Raw genomic sequence first — 18,490 nt, 5'->3', positions numbered from 1 at the left:
CAGTATGGCGCCGTCATCGGTCAGGGGCTTTCACCGGCTTGCGGTAGACTTGCAAAATCTTGCGCTTTTTTCTTTTCCGGGGGCTGGCAACGGGGGACAACAGTTCTTAGACTGACAGTTCACTCAATAACGCGCTAACGGTTATGTCTCACGCTTACGATACCTTTGAAACGCTACGCCAGCAGAATGCGGTCCTGCGGGAAACCGTCTCGCTCAATTCCGGCATTCAGCTGGCGGCGTGGTACAACAAGCGCGATACGATAACGGTTAAAAGCAATCATCATACCCTCAGCCTGTACGTCGCCGACGGCTACGAGAGCTATCAAAAGACGCCGGGCGGCTGGAAGAACGGCGGGGGACCGGACCGTTTCTGTCTGATGCCGAAAGAGAGTGAATCGACGTGGGATATTCGCGATGACCTGTCGTTTGTCCATCTCTACTGCACCGATGAACACCTGCGCGATGTGGGCGAAAAAATCTGGGACAAGCGGCCGCTGTCGCTGACCCTGGACGAGCGCATTTTTGGCAGCGACCCGAAGATCACCGCGCTGTACCGCCAGTTTCTGCTCGGCTGCGACTGGCAGCAGCAGGCCAATCAGCTCACCCTGAGCACGGCCTCCACGCTGCTGTTGACCCACCTGCTGCAAAACTACTCTAACGTTCAGTGGAAGCTCCCGGTCGTTACCGGCGGGCTATCGCCGTTTGTTCTGCGCAACGTGCTGGCCTTTATCGAAGAAAACCTTGGGCAGCCCCTGACGCTGGCCGAGCTGGCGGCGCAGGCCGCCCTCAGCGAATACCATTTTGCCCGCATGTTCCGCCAGTCGACGGGGCTGGCGCCGCATCAGTACGTCATGCAACGGCGCATGGAAAAAGCGAAAAACCTGGTACAGCATACCTCGACGCCGCTGACGGATATCGCGCTGGCCTGCGGGTTTAACTCCGCCAGCCACTTCAGTAACCGTTTCCGCAGCGTCATGGGTATGACGCCCTCACAGCTACGCGCGGCGAGCGCGTGAAAACAGGGCGTAGCATACGCCGCCCAGCACCAGCCCCCAGAATGCCGAACCGATGCCCAGGATCGTGACGCCGCTCGCGGTCATCAGAAACGTGACGATGGCCGCGTCGCGCTCCGCTTCATGATTTAGCGCCTGATATAAACTCCCGCTGATAGTACCCAGCAGCGCCAGACCGGCCAGCGTCTGGATCCAGCTGAGCGGCAGCGCAGCCATTATGCCGGTGATGGATCCGCCGAACACCCCCGCCAGCAGATAAAACCCGCCGGCCGCGATGGCTGCCAGCCAGCGTTTACCGGCATCCGGGTGGGCATCCGGGCTCTGACAGATAGCGGCGGTAATGGCGGCTATGCAGATGGAAAAGACGCCAAAGGGCGACAGCAGCAGCGCGAGCCCGCCGGTAAAAATAATGAGCGGTGAGACCGCCAGCGGATAGCCGGAGGCTTTCATCGTCGCGAAACCGGGGGCATTTTGCGAGGCCATGGTCACCAGGAAGAAGGGCAAACCGATGCTCACCAGGCTGGTGAAGGTAAAGTCCGGGGCAATGAACTCAGGCATCACGAGGGAGAGGGTGATTTTATCGGTGACAACGTCACCTCCCGCCCACGCCACGATCCCGCCCGCTAGCAGCGTTACGACGATGGCATAGCGCGGTGCCAGCGCTTTCGCCAGCAGCCACGCCGCAATCATGCTGCCGCACAGCAGAAAGTGCCCATCCAGATGGGCAAACGCGTGCAGACCAAACTGCAGGAGTACGCCTGCCAGCATGGCGGCCGCAAGCGAATGGGGGATCAGCCTCATCAGACGGGCGAAAAGGCCGGTAATGCCGCAGAGTAAAATGAGCGCGTTGGCGAAGATGAACACGCCGATTGTCTCAGCCAGCGTCACGCCGTGCAGGCTGGTGGCGAGCAGCGCCGCGCCGGGCGTTGACCAGGCGGTCAGCACCGGGGCTTTATACCACCAGGAGAGCGCCAGCGTGCTGACGCCCATCCCAATCCCCAGCGCGGTCATCCAGCCCGCAATCTGCTGCGCGCTGGCGCCTGCCGCCGCGGCGGCCTGCCAGATGATGGCTGCCGAGCTGGCGTAACCGACCAGAACGGCGACAAATCCAGCCAGTACGGCTGGAACGAGATGAGAGGAAGGGCGCATAGAGACTCCGCTGTGCGTTATAACGTCCGCGATAAGGTAACACTGTGCGCTATAGCGTACAAGTGGTATGCTCGGAGTCATCAGGAGGGAGCATGGACATTACACAACATCTTGCAGCAACGCTGAAAACGCTGCGCCAGGCGCGCGGCTGGAGTTTGTCGAAGCTGGCGGACGAAACCGGCGTGTCGAAAGCGATGCTCGGGCAAATCGAGCGCAATGAGTCCAGCCCGACGGTGTCGACGCTGTGGAAAATCGCCACCGGGCTGAACGTCCCGTTCTCCGCCTTCATCACGTCCGAGGCGGACAGGCCGGCCGTGTTTGACTCGCAGCAGCAGGCGATGGTGGTCAAACCGCTCTTTCCCTGGGATGAGACGCTCGGGTTTGATTATTTCTCTATTACGCTGGCACCGGGCGCCGTGAGCGAGTCCACGCCGCACGAGGCGGGCGTGATTGAGCATGTGGTGGTGATCGGCGGCGAGCTGGAGATGAACATCAACGGCGAATGGCAGACGATTTTTGCCGATTCGGGCGTGCGTTTTGCCGGCGATAAACCGCACGCCTACCGCAACAGCAGCGACCGGCCGGTGCATTTTCACTCTCTGATCCATTATCCCCGCTGAGGCTACGCAAAACTGTTTCGCTGGCGCATACTTCTGACTACAATAGCCGCCATTTTGACCATAACGGATAACGACGAAGTATGCGCCTGCAATCCCATCATCTTGAACTTTTAAGCCCGGCCCGCGACGCCGCCATTGCCCGTGAAGCGATCCTTCACGGCGCTGACGCCGTCTACATCGGCGGCCCTGGCTTCGGTGCCCGCCATAACGCCAGCAACAGCCTGCGCGATATTGCCGAGCTGGTGCCGTTCGCCCACCGTTTCGGGGCGAAAGTGTTCGTGACCCTGAACACCATTCTTCATGATGATGAGCTGGAGCCCGCGCAGCGTCTGATTACCGATCTCTACCAGACCGGCGTCGATGCCCTGATTGTTCAGGACATGGGCGTGCTTGAGCTGGATATTCCGCCGATTGAGCTGCATGCCAGTACCCAGTGCGACATCCGCACGGTAGAAAAAGCCAAATTCCTCTCTGACGTCGGTTTCTCACAGATCGTGCTGGCGCGCGAGCTGAACCTGAATCAAATCCGCGATATTCACCAGGCGACAGACGCGACGATTGAGTTCTTTATCCACGGCGCGCTGTGCGTCGCCTATTCCGGCCAGTGCAACATTTCCCACGCCCAGACGGGCCGCAGCGCCAACCGCGGCGACTGCTCACAGGCCTGCCGTCTGCCGTATACCCTGAAAGACGATCAGGGGCGCGTGGTGGCGTTCGAAAAACACCTGCTCTCCATGAAGGATAACGATCAGACCGCCAATCTGGGCGCGCTGATCGATGCAGGCGTGCGCTCCTTCAAGATTGAAGGGCGCTACAAAGACATGAGCTACGTGAAGAACATCACCGCGCACTATCGCCAGATGCTGGACGCCATTATTGAAGACCGTGGTGACCTGGCGCGCGCCTCGGCTGGTCGTACCGAGCATTTCTTTATTCCGTCGACGGACAAAACCTTCCACCGCGGCAGCACGGACTATTTCGTGAACGCCCGCAAAGGGGATATCGGCGCGTTTGACTCACCGAAGTTTATCGGTTTACCGGTCGGTGAGGTGCTGAAAGTGGCGAAAGATCACCTGGACGTTGAAGTGACGGAGCCGCTGGCGAACGGCGACGGCCTGAACGTGATGATCAAGCGTGAAGTGGTGGGCTTCCGCGCCAACACGGTCGAAAAAACCGGCGAGAACCGCTACCGCGTCTGGCCGAATGAAATGCCTGCCGATCTTTACAAGGCAAGGCCGAACGCGCCGCTCAACCGTAACCTGGATCATAACTGGCAGCAGGCGTTGCTGAAAACCTCCAGCGAGCGCCGCATCGCGGTGGATATTGAGCTGGGCGGCTGGGAAGAGCAGCTGATTCTGACCATGACCTGCGAAGATGGCATCAGCGTAACGCATACGCTTGATGGCCTGTTCGAGGTGGCAAACAACGCGGATAAAGCCCTTAACAGCCTGAAGGACGGCGTGGCGAAGCTGGGCCAGACGATTTACTACGCCCGCGCTATCGAGGTTAATCTGCCGGACGCGCTGTTCGTGCCGAACAGCCTGCTTAACCAGTTCCGACGCGAAACGGCAGAGATGCTGGATGCTGCTCGTCTGGAGCACTATCCGCGCGGCAGCCGTAAGGCCGAATCCGTTCCTGCGCCCGTGTATCCGGACACCCATTTATCGTTCCTGGCCAACGTTTACAACCATAAAGCGCGTGAATTCTATCATCGCCACGGCGTGCAGCTGATCGACGCGGCCTATGAAGCGCACGAAGAGAAGGGCGATGTGCCGGTGATGATCACCAAGCACTGCCTGCGCTTTGCTTTTAACCTGTGCCCGAAACAGGCGAAAGGGAATATCAAGAGCTGGAAGGCCACCCCCATGCAGCTGGTCAACGGTGACGAAGTCCTGACCCTGAAGTTTGACTGCCGTCCTTGCGAAATGCATGTTATCGGCAAAATGAAAAACCACATTTTCAAAATGCCACCGCCGGGCAGCATCGTCGCGTCCGTGAGCCCGGACGACCTGATGAAAACCCTGCCGAAACGCAAGGGCAGTTAACTACCTTACGTGCGTGTCCGGTTTGCGCGATTTCTGCCACAGGTGGTGCTCGCGCAAACCCTCCGCTGACTCTTCCGCTGCGCTGCGTAACTCGTCGCTGTCGGCCTCATGCCGCAGCTGATGTTCCACATTCTTTACCCAAATATATTCATGGCCTTTGTGCCCGGCCATCAGCTGGCCGGAAAACAGAGCACAAATAAGCATAACGAGAGATAACCCTTTTTTTACCATGGTTTCACCGCTGAATAACATTGCGGGAATAAGCATGCCGATTATTTTTTCTCGTTATTATTCAATAATTCAAAGTACAGCAAAGAAAGTGTCAAATACTGTAGGTAGTGAATCCGTCTTAAGAAATATCCTAAATATGAATTACGCGTTGTAAACTACCTGTTCTGGTACGGAAATAGACATTTACTTTAAGGATAATCCTATATAATAGAGGTTCTCTGGCTAAGGAATGAGTCTAAATAAATGAAAAAAATAATCGCGCTTGCGCTCCTCGTGGCGGCCGTTGGGGCTACCGCAGGGGTTCGCTATATCGGTAATGACGAACCAGAATATATTCAGTCCGCGGAAGTTCGCGTTGGTTCTTATTTAACCAGCGACTATGGACGCGTAGCCTGCAATAGCAAAAAAGTAAACGATCAACGCTGGGAATTAGACTGCACCCATCCGGCACGGGGAAAAACATTCCAGTTTGCGGTATATCCCTCTGAAAAAGCTCCCTACGGAGTATCGCGTTCGTTTTATCTCGAGGCACTTAACGATGATGCAAAACAGAGCGCTGAGCAGGGTCTGATGCGCTATTTGCAAATCAATACCAGCGCGAGTTAACCGGGCTGTTTAGGTTTCGTTAAGGCAGCCGGTGTTAGTTTATACGAGATCCGCTGCCCGACCATGGAGCGTCGGGGACGTAGAGACCAAAATACAAATCTATCCATGCAAGCATTTACCGCCAGATAATGGCGGTTTTTTTTTGCGCTTTTACCGCTAGCGGGCAGGATCGGAACGTGAAAACTGTTTACGATACTGGGCCGGAGACAGCGCGAACTGCTGGCGAAAATGATGGCGCAGCGTCGACGCCTGACCAAACCCGGTCTGTTCAGCGATGCTGTCGATGCTTAAACGGCTGCTCTCCAGATAATCTTTTGCTCTCAGCAGGCGCTCGTTGAGCAGCCAGCGTGCGGGCGTCGTGCCCGTTGCCGCCTCGAAGCGACGAAGAAAGGTGCGCTGGCTCATGCCGACCCGACGCGCCAGCGAGTCGACGCTGTGCGGCTCGACGAGGTGCGTGTGCAGAAAATCAAACAGCTGGCCCAGGCGCTGGCTCTCCCGCAGCTGCGCCACCGGGCGGCTCAGCTGCTGCGGCTGTGAACCATCCCGGTGAGGGGGGATCACCAGCCGTCGCGCCACGCTGTTGGCGGTTTCCATGCCATAGTCCCGCCGGACGACGTGCAGACAGAGATCGATTCCCGCCGCGCTGCCTGCGGACGTCAGGATATCGCCTTCGTCCTGGTAGAGCACGTCCTCAACCACCTCGATGTCAGGGTAGCGGGCCTTAAGCGCGTCAATGTAGCGCCAGTGCGTCGTGGCTTTGCGGCCGTTCAGCAGCCCCGCAGCGGCCAGCACGAACGCGCCCGAGCAGATGGACAGCAGTTGACATCCTCGCGCGCTGGCCTGGCGCAGCGCCTCGCAGAGCGCCGGAGGAACCGGTGAGTCCAGCCCCCGCCAGCCGGGAACCACGATCAGATCCGCCGATTCAAGCAGGCTCAAGTCCCCATCGGCAACGATGCGGATCCCGCCGGTCGCCCGCAGTTCTCCGCTATCCACGCTCGCCACCGCAAAACGGTACCAGTCGTCGCCCAGCTCCGGACGCGGCAGGCCAAAAATCTCAACCGCCACGCCAAACTCAAAGGTACACAGCCCGTCATACGCCAGCACTACCACCTGCGGGCGGATAACCTGTCTTAAGTTTGTCATCTTTTTGCTGTTTTCTGGCATAAGCGAGCGCATTCACGGGCTGAATTTGTGGATAGAGTAGTGTTAACACAAACGCCAAAGATGAGGAAGGATCATGAGCTATGTTACTGAATTTCCGGCTGCCGAGCCGCAGGAAGCCGTTACCCATTTTCTGCGTCGCCTGAGCGTCGAAACCGACTGCGCCGACGTGCATCATGCCATCGCCAATAACGAGCAGGACTTCGTGCTGCTGCACGTGGTGGGGAGCCCGGAGCAGTTTGCCCGCCGCCACGTGCCGGGCGCGCTGCATATGCCCTGGAGCCAGATCACCGCTGATCGGATGTCCCAATGGCCGGAGGGGACGCTGTTTGTCGTGTATTGTGCGGGGCCCCACTGTAACGGCGCGGACAGGGCGGCGCTGAAGCTGGCGCGTCTCGGACTGCCGGTCAAAATCATGCTCGGGGGCATCACCGGCTGGGAAGATGAACGCTACGCGTTTGCCAGCCAGGCGCATGAGGCCGCGCTGTGAAGATGAATTTTTTTCAACACCCGTGAAATTTTCTCGTTTGCCGGAATCGGTCAGGTATGACATCTTTTTTGGACATTTAGACATCCAGAAGTCTAAAGATTCAAATGATGAATTATCACCGCGGGCAATTATTACCGGCAGACTGAGGAGATTTCCATGCAACGACAGCACGCCCCATACCGCGCCGACGTAGTCGGCAGCTTTTTACGTCCGGATGCCGTTAAGCAGGCGCGCCTGAAGTTCGCCAGCGGCGAGATTGATGCCGGACAGCTTCGTGCGGTGGAGGACGAGGCCATTCGCCACGTCGTAGAGCAGCAGTGCGCGTGTGGCCTGCATGTGGTGACCGACGGTGAATTTCGCCGCGCCTGGTGGCACTTCGATTTCTTCGACGGTCTTCAGGGCGTTGAGCGTTACGATTCACAGCAGGGGATTCAGTTCAACGGAGTGCAAACCAAAGCCCACGGCGTGCGCGTGACCGGCAAGCTGGGCTTTGGCGACCACCCGATGCTGGAAGACTTCCGCTATCTGAAAAGCATCAGCGGCAGTGCCCAGCCGAAGATGACCATTCCCAGCCCAAGCGTGCTCCATTTCCGCGGCGGGCGCAAAGACATCGACGCGACGGTGTACCCGGATCTGAACGACTATTTCGACGATCTGGCGACTACCTGGCGCGACGCCATCCGCGCATTCTACGAAGCGGGCTGCCGTTATCTGCAGCTGGACGACACCGTCTGGGCCTATCTCTGCTCGGACGACCAGCGCCGTCAGATCCGCGAGCGCGGCGACGATGCCGATGAGCTGGCGCAAATCTACGCCCGCGTGCTGAACAAGGCCCTGGAAGGCAAGCCGGAGGATCTGACCATCGGGCTGCACGTCTGTCGCGGTAACTTCCGTTCAACCTGGATTTCCGAAGGCGGCTACGAGCCGGTGGCGGAGGTGCTGTTCGGGACGGTTAACGTTGACGCCTTCTTCCTCGAATATGATAACGACCGCAGCGGGGACTTCGCGCCGCTGCGCTTCGTTCGCCCGGGCAAGCAGCAGGTGGTGCTAGGCCTGATCACCACGAAAAACGGTGAGCTGGAGAACCCGAAAGGCGTGAAGGCCCGTCTGGAAGAGGCGGCGAAATACGTGGCGAAAGAGCAGATCTGCCTCAGCCCGCAGTGCGGCTTTGCCTCCACCGAAGAGGGCAACAGCCTGAGCGAGTCCCAGCAGTGGGATAAGGTCCGCCTGGTGACGCAGATCGCCAGCGAGGTCTGGTAATTCCTCCGGTACAGCGCTGCATTATAAAAGTGCAGCGCTGTGCCATTCTGAGTCGTTCTCTTTACATCCTGCCTTCTGTCTCCTGCAATAGCGCGTTTTTCATCCTGGCATCCTTTTTGCTCCTGCTTCGCTGACACCTTTATTTCCGCGTCCATGCCGTAACGGACGTTTTCGCACAGCGTTCTTTTTCAGGAGTGAAAATATGCAGCGTCGTACCTTATTAAAAGCCTTTGCGTTATCCGCATCCGTCGCGGCGATGGGAATGAGTTTTGGCGTGCAGGCGGCCGATACCATCAAAGTGGGGATCATGCACTCTCTGTCCGGCACGATGGCCATCTCCGAAACCCCGCTGAAGGACGTCGCCCTGATGACCATCGACGAGATCAACGCTAAAGGCGGCGTGCTGGGTAAAAAACTGGAGCCAGTGGTGGTGGATCCGGCCTCAAACTGGCCGCTGTTTGCCGAGAAGGCGCGCCAGCTGCTGAGCCAGGATAAAGTGGCCGTGGTGTTCGGCTGCTGGACGTCGGTTTCGCGCAAATCCGTGCTGCCGGTGTTTGAGGAGCTGAACGGCCTGCTGTTCTATCCGGTGCAGTATGAAGGCGAAGAGATGTCGCCAAACGTTTTCTATACCGGCGCGGCGCCGAACCAGCAGGCCATCCCGGCGGTGGAATACCTGATGAGCGAGGACGGCGGCGGGGCGAAGCGCTTCTTCCTGCTGGGTACCGACTACGTTTACCCGCGCACCACCAACAAGATCCTGCGCGCCTTCCTGCATTCGAAAGGCGTTGAGGATAAGGACATCGAAGAGGTTTACACCCCGTTTGGCCATAGCGACTACCAGACCATCGTCGCCAACATCAAGAAATTCTCCGCAGGCGGCAAAACCGCCGTGGTATCGACCATCAACGGCGACTCCAACGTGCCGTTCTACAAAGAGCTGGCTAACCAGGGGCTGAAGGCCACCGACGTGCCGGTGGTGGCGTTCTCCGTAGGCGAAGAAGAGCTGCGCGGGATCGACACCAAACCGCTGGTAGGCAACCTGGCGGCGTGGAACTACTTTGAATCCGTGGATAACCCAACCAACCAGGCATTTGTGGCGGATTACAAAGCCTATGCGAAGGCGCACAAGCTGCCGAATGCCGATACCGTCGTCACAAACGATCCGATGGAAGCCACGTATGTGGGTATCCATATGTGGGCGCAGGCGGTTGAAAAAGCGGGCACCACCGACGTGGATAAGGTGCGTGCGGCGATGGCCGGTCAGTCGTTTAAGGCGCCGTCTGGCTTTACGCTCACCATGGATGCTACCAACCATCATCTGCATAAGCCGGTCATGATCGGTGAAATCGAAGGTAACGGCCAGTTCAACGTGGTCTGGCAGACGGAGCAGCCGGTGCGCGCCCAGCCGTGGAGTCCGTTCATCGCCGGGAATGACAAAAAGCCCGACCAGCCGATGAAAACCGCCAGCAACTAAGCCATTGCCTCAGGGAGAAACGTCATGAACGCCATGCGCATGTTCATCGCTCTTGTATGGCTTTCCGGACTGCTGCCAGGGATGGCGCAGGCATCGGATGCCGATCGTTTTGTTGCCGCCAGCCGCGGACAGCAGGCGGAACTCCTCGCGCAGTGGGCCGCCGCGCCGGATGCCGCCAGGCTTCCGCTGCTTCAGTCCCTGCAAAAGGAAAACCTGTATACCGACAGCCAAAAGCACGCCTTTGCGAAGCGTAACGGCGAAATAATTTCGCTCGGTGACGCCCGCGCGGCCGAAGGGCAAACCAAAGCCGTACGCCTGACCAACCGGCTGCGCGTGCTGGCTGCAACGGCCATTGCCACGCACCAGCTTGTTAGTGACAGCGTCACAGAAAGGCGGGCTGCAGCCCGTCAGCTCCAGCGTGATGCCCAGCCCGACATGCTCGCTTTTCTGGAAAAGCGCGCCGGGGATGAAACGGACGCCGTAGCGCGTCAGGCGCTGCAGCTGGCGGTGGCAAACCTCCAGCTGGCGAGCCCGCAGCCGGAGGTGCGCCGCAGGGCCGTTGAACTGCTGGGCCAGTCAGACGATCCGGACGTGCAGTCCAGACTCACGCCATTTACCCAGGCGCAGACCGAGCCGGACGCCGGCGTGCGCGCGGCCGCAGAAGAGAGCCTTAGCCAGATTACGCATCGCCTGATGTGGGGCGATCTGCTGGGCCAGGCGTTTATGGGACTTTCTCTGGGGTCGGTGCTGCTGCTGGCCGCGCTTGGGCTCGCGATCACCTACGGTCTGCTGGGCGTTATCAATATGGCGCACGGCGAGATGCTGATGCTGGGGGCGTACGCCACGTGGATGGTGCAGCAGGCAATGGCCGGGCTTGCGCCCCAGTGGCTGGCGCTCTATCCCGTTATCGCGCTGCCGGTGGCGTTCTGCGTGACGGCGGGCATCGGAATGGTGCTGGAGCGCACCGTGATCCGTCACCTGTACGGTCGCCCGCTGGAAACGCTGCTGGCGACGTGGGGGATCAGCCTGATGCTCATCCAGCTGGTGCGCATGACCTTTGGCGCCCAGAACCTGGAGGTGGCAAACCCGGCATGGCTTTCCGGCGGGGTACAGGTTTTTGCCAACCTGACGCTGCCGTGGAACCGCATTGTGGTGCTGGGCTTCGTGCTGCTGGTGCTGTTGTTCACCTGGCTGATTCTGAATAAAACGCGTCTTGGCCTGAACGTGCGCGCGGTGACGCAAAACCGCAGCATGGCCGCCTGCTGCGGGGTACCGACCGGGCGCGTCGATATGCTGGCGTTCGGGCTGGGCTCAGGGATCGCCGGGTTAGGCGGCGTGGCGTTATCCCAGCTTGGTAACGTCGGGCCGGAGCTTGGTCAGGGTTACATAATCGACTCGTTCCTCGTTGTCGTTCTCGGTGGCGTAGGCCAGCTGGCAGGCAGCGTGGCCGCAGCGTTCGGGCTGGGCATTTTTAATAAAATCCTCGAGCCGCAGATGGGGGCGGTGCTGGGCAAGATCGTGATTCTGGTGGCGATCGTGTTGTTTATCCAGAAGCGCCCTCAGGGGCTGTTTGCGCTGAAAGGGAGGGTGATTGACTGATGAGCCAGCCGCTGACCTTAACGCTGGCGCGTAAAGCGCCGCGCGTAACGCAGATTGCCGGCAGCCTGCTGGTGGCGTGTCTGCTGATATTACCGTTTTTCGCCCTGCTGCCCGCCACGCATCCGCTGGCGCTGTCGACCTGGATGCTGACGCTCATCGGCAAGATCCTCTGCTATGCCGTCGTTGCGGTGGCGCTGGATCTGGTGTGGGGCTACGCCGGGATGCTCTCTCTTGGACACGGCATCTTCTTCGCCCTGGGCGGCTATGCGATGGGCATGTACCTGATGCGCCAGGCGTCAGGCGACGGCCTGCCCGCGTTTATGTCGTTTCTCTCCTGGAGCGAGCTGCCGTGGTTCTGGTGGGGCACCCAGCACTTCGCCTGGGCGCTGGTGCTAATCGTGATGGTGCCGGGCCTGCTGGCGCTGGTGTTTGGCTGGTTTGCCTTCCGCTCGAAGATCAAAGGTGTCTACTTCTCGATTATGACCCAGGCGCTGACCTACGCGGGCATGCTGCTGTTCTTTCGCAACGAAACCGGCTTTGGCGGCAATAACGGCTTTACCGGCTTTACCACGCTGCTCGGGTTTTCGGTGACGGAAACGGCCACCCGCATCGCGCTGTTTCTGGCGACGGTGCTGCTGCTGCTCCTGGCGTTGGGCACCGGATTCGCGCTGGCGAAGAGCAAGTTTGGCCGCATCCTGACCGCCGTGCGCGACGCGGAAAACCGCCTGACGTTCTGCGGGTACGATCCGCGCGGGTTCAAGCTGCTGGTGTGGACGCTCTCTGCCGTGCTGTGCGGCCTGGCGGGGGCGCTGTACGTTCCCCAGGTCGGCATTATTAACCCCGGTGAGATGTCGCCGACCAACTCAATAGAAGCCGCTATCTGGGTGGCGCTGGGCGGGCGCGGCACGCTGGTGGGGCCGGTGATTGGCGCGGCGCTGGTGAACGGGGCGAAGAGCTTCTTTACCGTCGCCATGCCGGAGTACTGGCAGCTGTTTCTGGGGCTGATTTTTATTGCCGTCACGCTGTTCCTGCCGCGCGGCGTCTACGGTCTGTTGCGTAAGGGAGAGAAATAATGCAGCAAACGGAAGGATTATTTACCCGCCAGTTGCCCGGCGATCGCTATCGGGACCAGACCGACCCGGTGCTTCAGCTTGAGGCCATCAACGTCAATTTTGATGGATTTCTGGCCCTGACCGATCTCTCGCTGAATATCGGCGTGGGCGAGCTGCGCTGCGTGATTGGCCCCAACGGGGCGGGTAAAACCACGCTAATGGACGTGATTACAGGTAAAACGCGGCCAAAGAGCGGGAGAGCCATTTACGACCAGTCTATCGACCTGACCGCGCTGGAGCCTGCGGCCATTGCCCGTCGGGGGATTGGCCGAAAATTCCAGAAGCCCACGGTCTTTGAAGCGCTGACGGTGTGGGAGAACCTTGAGATCGCCATGAAAACCGATAAATCCGTCTGGGCGAGCCTGCGGGCAAAACTCAACGGCGAGCAGCGGGACCGCATTGACGAGATGCTGGTTCTTCTGCGCCTTGGCAGCGAGCGGGACCGTCGCGCGGGGCTGCTTTCGCACGGGCAGAAGCAGTTCCTGGAGATCGGCATGCTGCTGGTGCAGGACCCGCACCTGCTGCTGCTGGATGAACCCGCCGCCGGGATGACCGACGCGGAAACGGAATACACCGCCGAGCTGTTCAAAACCCTGGCTGGCAAGCATTCCCTGATGGTGGTGGAGCACGACATGGGCTTTGTTGAAACGATTGCCGACCACGTCACGGTACTGCATCAGGGACGCGTGCTGGCGGAAGGCTCGCTTCGCGAGGTGCAGGCCAACGAGCAGGTGATTGAGGTCTATCTGGGGCGCTAAGGAGCGATGATGTTACAGGTTAACGAACTGAATCAGTACTACGGCGGCAGCCATATCCTGCGCGGCGTGAGCTTTGAAGCCGCCACCGGTGAAGTCACCTGCCTGCTGGGGCGCAACGGCGTCGGGAAAACCACGCTGCTGAAGTGCCTGATGGGGCTGATCCCGGCGAAAACCGGGGAGGTCATCTGGCAGGGTAAAACGATCACCCACAGCAGGCCGCACCAGCGGGTGCAGTCTGGCGTGGCGTATGTCCCACAGGGCCGCGAGATTTTCCCGCGCCTGACCGTGGAAGAGAACCTTCTGCTTGGGCTGTCGCGTTTTTCCGCCCGCGTGGCAAAGCAGGTTCCTGACGAGATCTGGCAGCTGTTCCCGGTACTCAAAGAGATGAAGCACCGCCGCGGGGGCGATCTCTCCGGCGGGCAACAGCAGCAGCTGGCGATTGGTCGCGCGCTGGCGAGCCGTCCGCAGCTGCTGATTCTGGACGAACCCACCGAAGGCATACAGCCTTCCGTCATCAAAGAGATTGGCCAGGTGATCCGCACCCTGGCAAACAGAGGCGATATGGCAATCCTGCTGGTCGAGCAGTTTTACGACTTTGCAGCCGAGCTGGCCGACAGCTATCTCCTGATGTCCCGCGGCACCATAATCCAGCGCGGGAGGGGCGAAAATATGGAGCAGGAGGGCGTTCGCGGACTGGTTGCGATCTGAAATGTTATAATATAACATCCTCATTTTTATAAAACGGAATGAGGGCGTTACTTTGGCTGCACATATTGGGAAATTTGCCATGACTCTGGGGGCGCTGCTGGTCAGCGGCCAGCTGTTTGCTCACTCGCACGGCCATCAGATGACCGAAGCGGAACAGAAGGCGGCAAACGGCGTGTTTGAGGATAAAGACGTAAAGGACAGAGCGTTGTCCGACTGGGACGGCACCTGGCAGTCGGTCTATCCGTTCCTGCTGGACGGCTCGCTGGATCCGGTCTTCAAACAGAAAGCGCAGAAGGATAAAAGCAAAACCTTTGACGAGGTGAAAGCGTACTACCGCAAGGGATATGCCACGGACGTGGATGCCATCGGCATCGAAAATAACGTAATGGAATTCCACAGAGGCAAGGCGGTCAGCAGCTGTCAGTATGCTTACAGCGGCTACAAAATTCTGACCTACGCATCGGGCAAAAAAGGCGTTCGCTATCTGTTTGAGTGTAAGGATGCCGACAGCAAGGCGCCGAAGTTCGTGCAGTTCAGCGACCACATCATCGGGCCGAAAGCCTCTTCGCACTTCCATATTTTTATGGGCAACACATCCCACGAGGCGCTGCTGAAAGAGATGGATAACTGGCCGACCTATTATCCAAACGAGATGTACAAAGAGCAGGTGGTGGAGGAAATGCTGCACCACTGATGCGTTATTGCCGGGTGGCGGCCACGCCTTACCCGGCCTCTATTCTCTACGCCGCTTTGGGTGACTCGTTCCACGCCTTCACGCTCATTCCCCGCAAAATCATCAGCCAGGCAATGACGATGGCGACCATCATGATTGCAAACAGCGACCAGTGCGGCAGGTGGGTCAGGATAATGCCGGTGATCATCGGGTTTGCCGCCGCCCCGAGCCAGCCCAGCGCCTGCGCGGAAAAATAGCTCGCCTTCATCCCCGGCGGGGCGATGTTGTCGATCAGCATGTATTCACCCGGTGCGTAGATAATCTCACCCAGCGTAAAGATGGCGGCGGCGATGCCCCAGTAAATCAGGTTCTCCCCAGAGAGCATAAAGCCTCCCAGCCCCAGGATAAAAAACAGCGTTGCGGCGGTCATTAAAGGCCGAATATTGCTGGCGGAGATCTTGCGCCCCAGCGCGTACTGCAGGGTTACCACCACGGCGGCGTTAACGGGCAGCACCACGGCGACCACCTTCTGGGCAAAATCGCTGTCGGCATTGGCGGCCAGCACGTACTGCGAAATGCAGCTGGCGAACGATCCGCCCACGTAAGACGCGAGCAGGCCGGAGAGGGTGAACCAGAACAGGGCGCGGTCTTTCAGGAGCACCGACGGCTGCCAGGGCATCTTTTCCTCGGCGGTATCCAGCGCGACGCTTTTTTGCACGAAGAAATGAATAAACCCGAGCGGCAGCGCGGCGCAGAAGGCCGCCAGCCAGAACGGCAGCTGCAGGCTGTACATCACCAGCAGGGTGCCAATCGGCGGCCCGATCGTCCAGCCAATGTTCAGGAAGCTGTAGTTGAGCGAGAAGACGCGCGCTTTCTGGCTGGAGGTCAGCACGTCCGAGAACCAGGCTTTCAGCACCGTCGAAAAGACGGAATAGGCGCAGTTGATGAGGGAAAAGAACAGCACCACCAGGGTGACGTTATCCACCAGCGGGATTGCGACAAACCCGGCGATAAAAGCCACGATCGCGATCAGCATGTAGCGTTTTTTATCAAACTTATCGGCCAGAATGCCAAATCCCAGGCTGAACACCACGCCAACGGTCAGCGCAATCGTCAGGGCATAACCAATATTCTCGACGCTCATGTTAAACACGCGCGTGAGATAAATGGTCATGAACGGCAGCGTTGCTCCCCGACCGATGGTTAATAACAATGACGATGCCAGCAGCGCTGCGGTTGAGCGCCTGAGAGATGGTTTCATTTTCCTTCCCGACGGTTGCTTATGCTTTTTTTTAGACGTGTGTTAACAGGATTACCATGACATAAGGGGCTTGTATAGCACCCGATTTATCCCTAAGTGCTTCAGCTGCCTGCCAGAAATAATGATCTTCTCGCGGCACACTTTTTTCTGTTACCTTGAAGTGTTAACAAATTATTAATAATTCAGGGGCAGGGTATGACGCGTAAAGACGGACTGCTGGCGTTGCTGGTGGTCGTGGTATGGGGGCTCAATTTTGTGGTCATCAAGCTGGGATTGCACAACATGCCCCCGCTGATGCTGGCCGGTTTGCGTTTTATGCTGGTGGCGTTCCCGGCGCTCTTTTTCGTCGCCCGTCCGAAAATCCCGTTGAAACTCCTGCTGGGCTACGGTCTGACCATCAGCTTTGGCCAGTTCGCGTTTCTCTTCTGCGCCATCAAGTTCGGCATGCCGGCCGGTCTTGCCTCGCTGGTGCTACAGGCGCAGGCGTTCTTTACCATCATTCTAGGCGCGTTCGTTTTTGGCGAACGTTTACAGGGCAAACAGCTGGCGGGGATAACGCTCGCGGTGTTTGGCGTGCTGGTGCTGATTGAAGCCAGCTTGAACGGTCAGGATGTGGCGCTGCTCGGGTTTATGCTCACGCTGGCGGCGGGGCTGAGCTGGGCGTGCGGCAATATTTTCAACAAGCTGATTATGCAGCACGAGGCGAGGCCTCAGGTGATGTCCCTGGTGGTCTGGAGCGCACTGATCCCGATAATCCCGTTTCTGGCGGCGTCGTTTATTCTGGATGGCCCGGAGGTGATGCTGAAAAGCCTGGTCGAGATCGATCTGACCACGATCCTTTCTCTTATCTATCTGGCGTTTGTCGCCACCATCGTGGGCTACGGGATCTGGGGCTCGCTGCTGGGGCGCTATGAGACCTGGCGCGTCGCGCCGCTGTCTTTGCTGGTTCCGGTGGTGGGGCTTGCCAGTGCGGCTATACTGCTGGATGAAACGCTGAGCGCGCTGCAGTTGCTCGGTGCCGTGCTGATCATGGCCGGTCTGTACATCAACGTGTTTGGCCTGCGGGTTCGCCGGGCGGCGCGGGTAAGGGGATAGGGCATAAAAAAGCCCCGCATCTGCGGGGCAAAAACGAATCAGAGGCCGTGCTGATTATAATAAGGCACGCCTAATTCGTCGGATTTGTCGCTACCAGCACCCATGTGGTTGAAATCATAAGGCGACTGGTCATGTGCTGACGGCAAAATCATCGTGTCATGATTATTTTGCTGCGTTGCACCTGGGGTTTGCTCCGCGAAGGTCTGGCTGGAAAACAGCACCAGCAAGGCGAGGGCGGCGGAGGCGGTAACTTTCATTTTTTCCTCGGTTACGTCTTTTACAGGCGATGATTAACTACAGTGTTTTAACGGATACAGGTAACGGGATTCACCCGGCACGCTGGTGATTCGGTACTTATGAGGCGGCACGTCAAAATAGTTCTTGAACGTACGCGTGAGGGTTTGCTGTGATTCAAATCCGTAACGCTCCGCCAGATAAAGGATCGGTTCATTGCTTTCTTTCAGCTTCTGGGCAATTTCCGTCAGCTTGCGGCTGCGAATATATTGACCTAATGAATGACCGGTCTCTTTTTTGAACATCCGTTGCAGGTGCCATTTGGAGTAACCTGAACGCTCTGACACTTTTTCAAGGGAGAGCGGCGATTCCAGGTTATCTTCGATCCAGTCCAAAATGCTATGAATAGTGATAGCGTCAGTATTGCGTCTGGACATCGTCATACCTCTTTTTTCTGTTTACGGCAGTATTTTCTTCAGCAAAAGCTCAAGGGTTGCCACTTCATCTGCCGTTAAGTTTTTTGTTAGTTCCTGATGCAGTGTTTGTCCTACTAATTGATGACATTGCTCGCACATAGCCGCACCATCGCTGGTGAGCCTGACCAGTACGCCGCGTTTGTCATTCGGGTTAGGGCTTCGTTCTACCCATCCTTTGCAGACGAGACGATCGAGCATGCGGGTTAACGCACCCAGATCGACAGAGAGCACCTTTTTCAGCTCAACCGGCGTGATACACACTTCGCAGCGAATGGAACACAGCACTTTGAACTGTGTTGCGGTGATATCCAGCGGTGACAGGTAGTCATTGAGCAGGCGATCTTTTTTCTGGTTAACCATATGAATAAGACGACCCAGCGGAACAACGTCGTTAAAGATATCACTGGTGCTTTTCACAATGGTTGCCCTGGCAAGTAGTTTAATCACGGCAGATATTATTGCTCAGGCAAGTATAAGTCAACTGAATGAATCAGCCGATGCCACGAATTGCTAAAACGTTTCATG

At 58.2% G+C, this 18,490-nt stretch carries 20 protein-coding genes; 13 read left to right on the top strand and 7 right to left on the bottom strand.

Features of this window, described 5'->3' with window-relative positions; all coding sequences use genetic code 11:
- The first annotated feature begins 143 nt into the window (after positions 1-143).
- On the top strand, positions 144-1,016 hold the full coding sequence (locus OSH03_RS01355; RefSeq protein ID WP_266178044.1) for a helix-turn-helix transcriptional regulator: 873 nt from the start codon (positions 144-146) through the stop codon (positions 1,014-1,016).
- On the opposite strand, the gene OSH03_RS01350 is transcribed toward OSH03_RS01355, so the two are convergent.
- On the bottom strand, positions 996-2,162 hold the full coding sequence (locus OSH03_RS01350) for a benzoate/H(+) symporter BenE family transporter (RefSeq protein WP_266178043.1): 1,167 nt from the start codon (positions 2,160-2,162) through the stop codon (positions 996-998). The genes OSH03_RS01355 and OSH03_RS01350 overlap by 21 nt on opposite strands.
- Before the next feature lie 92 nt (positions 2,163-2,254).
- On the opposite strand from OSH03_RS01350, the gene OSH03_RS01345 reads away from it, so the two are divergent.
- Both OSH03_RS01345 and OSH03_RS01340 read left to right on the top strand, forming a co-directional pair.
- Positions 2,255-2,782 (top strand): helix-turn-helix domain-containing protein, encoded by a 528-nt coding sequence (locus OSH03_RS01345; protein WP_061098236.1) that lies wholly within the window; start codon positions 2,255-2,257, stop codon positions 2,780-2,782.
- Positions 2,783-2,862: 80 nt separating this feature from the next.
- Positions 2,863-4,827, top strand: coding sequence for a peptidase U32 family protein (locus tag OSH03_RS01340; RefSeq protein ID WP_266178042.1), 1,965 nt, complete (start codon positions 2,863-2,865; stop codon positions 4,825-4,827).
- Here OSH03_RS01340 and OSH03_RS01335 read toward each other — a convergent pair whose 3' ends face one another.
- Positions 4,828-5,058 (bottom strand): DUF2554 family protein, encoded by a 231-nt coding sequence (locus tag OSH03_RS01335; protein WP_061099667.1) that lies wholly within the window; start codon positions 5,056-5,058, stop codon positions 4,828-4,830. It abuts the gene before it with no gap.
- Between the two features lie 243 nt (positions 5,059-5,301).
- Between OSH03_RS01335 and OSH03_RS01330 the strand changes: the two genes are divergently transcribed.
- Entirely contained in the window at positions 5,302-5,664 is a 363-nt protein-coding gene (locus tag OSH03_RS01330; protein WP_151413745.1) for a hypothetical protein, read from the top strand.
- A 156-nt stretch (positions 5,665-5,820) separates the two neighbouring features.
- Here the strand turns inward: OSH03_RS01330 and ftrA are convergent, their stop codons facing one another.
- The gene (gene ftrA, locus OSH03_RS01325) at positions 5,821-6,828 is read right to left on the bottom strand and encodes a transcriptional regulator FtrA (protein WP_266178041.1); all 1,008 of its coding nucleotides are present in this window, start codon (positions 6,826-6,828) and stop codon (positions 5,821-5,823) included.
- A gap of 73 nt (positions 6,829-6,901) precedes the next feature.
- On the opposite strand from ftrA, the gene OSH03_RS01320 reads away from it, so the two are divergent.
- From OSH03_RS01320 to zinT, 8 genes are all read left to right on the top strand, one after another.
- A complete protein-coding gene (locus OSH03_RS01320) occupies positions 6,902-7,315 on the top strand; it encodes a rhodanese-like domain-containing protein (protein WP_266178040.1) in 414 nt (137 codons plus the stop codon).
- 156 nt (positions 7,316-7,471) lie between these two features.
- Positions 7,472-8,575, top strand: a complete 1,104-nt coding sequence (locus OSH03_RS01315) for a cobalamin-independent methionine synthase II family protein (protein ID WP_266178039.1) — start codon at positions 7,472-7,474, stop codon at positions 8,573-8,575.
- 202 nt (positions 8,576-8,777) lie between these two features.
- Entirely contained in the window at positions 8,778-10,049 is a 1,272-nt protein-coding gene (urtA, locus tag OSH03_RS01310; RefSeq protein ID WP_253541980.1) for an urea ABC transporter substrate-binding protein, read from the top strand.
- A 24-nt stretch (positions 10,050-10,073) separates the two neighbouring features.
- Positions 10,074-11,648 carry an urea ABC transporter permease subunit UrtB gene (gene urtB / locus OSH03_RS01305; RefSeq protein ID WP_266178038.1) on the top strand — a complete coding sequence of 525 codons (1,575 nt, stop codon included), beginning with the start codon at positions 10,074-10,076 and terminating at the stop codon, positions 11,646-11,648.
- A complete protein-coding gene (urtC, locus tag OSH03_RS01300) occupies positions 11,648-12,721 on the top strand; it encodes an urea ABC transporter permease subunit UrtC (RefSeq protein WP_266178037.1) in 1,074 nt (357 codons plus the stop codon). The genes urtB and urtC overlap by 1 nt, the downstream gene beginning before the upstream one ends.
- A complete protein-coding gene (gene urtD / locus OSH03_RS01295) occupies positions 12,721-13,518 on the top strand; it encodes an urea ABC transporter ATP-binding protein UrtD (protein ID WP_266178036.1) in 798 nt (265 codons plus the stop codon). Before urtC ends, urtD begins: the two co-directional genes overlap by 1 nt.
- A 9-nt stretch (positions 13,519-13,527) precedes the next feature.
- Positions 13,528-14,226, top strand: a complete 699-nt coding sequence (gene urtE, locus OSH03_RS01290; RefSeq protein WP_266178621.1) for an urea ABC transporter ATP-binding subunit UrtE — start codon at positions 13,528-13,530, stop codon at positions 14,224-14,226.
- Between the two features lie 52 nt (positions 14,227-14,278).
- Positions 14,279-14,920 carry a metal-binding protein ZinT gene (zinT, locus tag OSH03_RS01285; RefSeq protein WP_061098225.1) on the top strand — a complete coding sequence of 214 codons (642 nt, stop codon included), beginning with the start codon at positions 14,279-14,281 and terminating at the stop codon, positions 14,918-14,920.
- 46 nt (positions 14,921-14,966) lie between these two features.
- On the opposite strand, the gene ydeE is transcribed toward zinT, so the two are convergent.
- The gene (gene ydeE / locus OSH03_RS01280; protein WP_266178035.1) at positions 14,967-16,160 is read right to left on the bottom strand and encodes an efflux MFS transporter YdeE; all 1,194 of its coding nucleotides are present in this window, start codon (positions 16,158-16,160) and stop codon (positions 14,967-14,969) included.
- A 195-nt stretch (positions 16,161-16,355) separates the two neighbouring features.
- Here ydeE and eamA point away from each other — a divergent pair, with 195 nt between their 5' ends.
- Positions 16,356-17,255 carry an O-acetylserine/cysteine exporter gene (gene eamA / locus OSH03_RS01275; RefSeq protein WP_253541985.1) on the top strand — a complete coding sequence of 300 codons (900 nt, stop codon included), beginning with the start codon at positions 16,356-16,358 and terminating at the stop codon, positions 17,253-17,255.
- A 38-nt stretch (positions 17,256-17,293) separates the two neighbouring features.
- Here eamA and marB read toward each other — a convergent pair whose 3' ends face one another.
- The 3 genes from marB to marR are packed head-to-tail and all read right to left on the bottom strand — an operon-like array spanning position 17,294 to position 18,382.
- Positions 17,294-17,512, bottom strand: coding sequence for a multiple antibiotic resistance protein MarB (gene marB / locus OSH03_RS01270; protein WP_028013138.1), 219 nt, complete (start codon positions 17,510-17,512; stop codon positions 17,294-17,296).
- A 33-nt stretch (positions 17,513-17,545) separates the two neighbouring features.
- Positions 17,546-17,926: an MDR efflux pump AcrAB transcriptional activator MarA gene (gene marA / locus OSH03_RS01265; RefSeq protein ID WP_008502237.1), complete on the bottom strand. Its 381-nt coding sequence runs from the start codon at positions 17,924-17,926 to the stop codon at positions 17,546-17,548.
- A gap of 21 nt (positions 17,927-17,947) precedes the next feature.
- Positions 17,948-18,382 (bottom strand): multiple antibiotic resistance transcriptional regulator MarR, encoded by a 435-nt coding sequence (gene marR, locus OSH03_RS01260; protein ID WP_028013139.1) that lies wholly within the window; start codon positions 18,380-18,382, stop codon positions 17,948-17,950.
- Positions 18,383-18,490 lie beyond the last annotated feature (108 nt).

Origin of the sequence: Enterobacter nematophilus (assembly GCF_026344075.1) — a bacterium.
GTDB classification, from domain to species: Bacteria; Pseudomonadota; Gammaproteobacteria; order Enterobacterales; family Enterobacteriaceae; genus Enterobacter; species Enterobacter nematophilus.
Note: the sequence above shows the minus strand (reverse complement) of the source record. Positions and strands in the feature narration are given on the sequence as shown.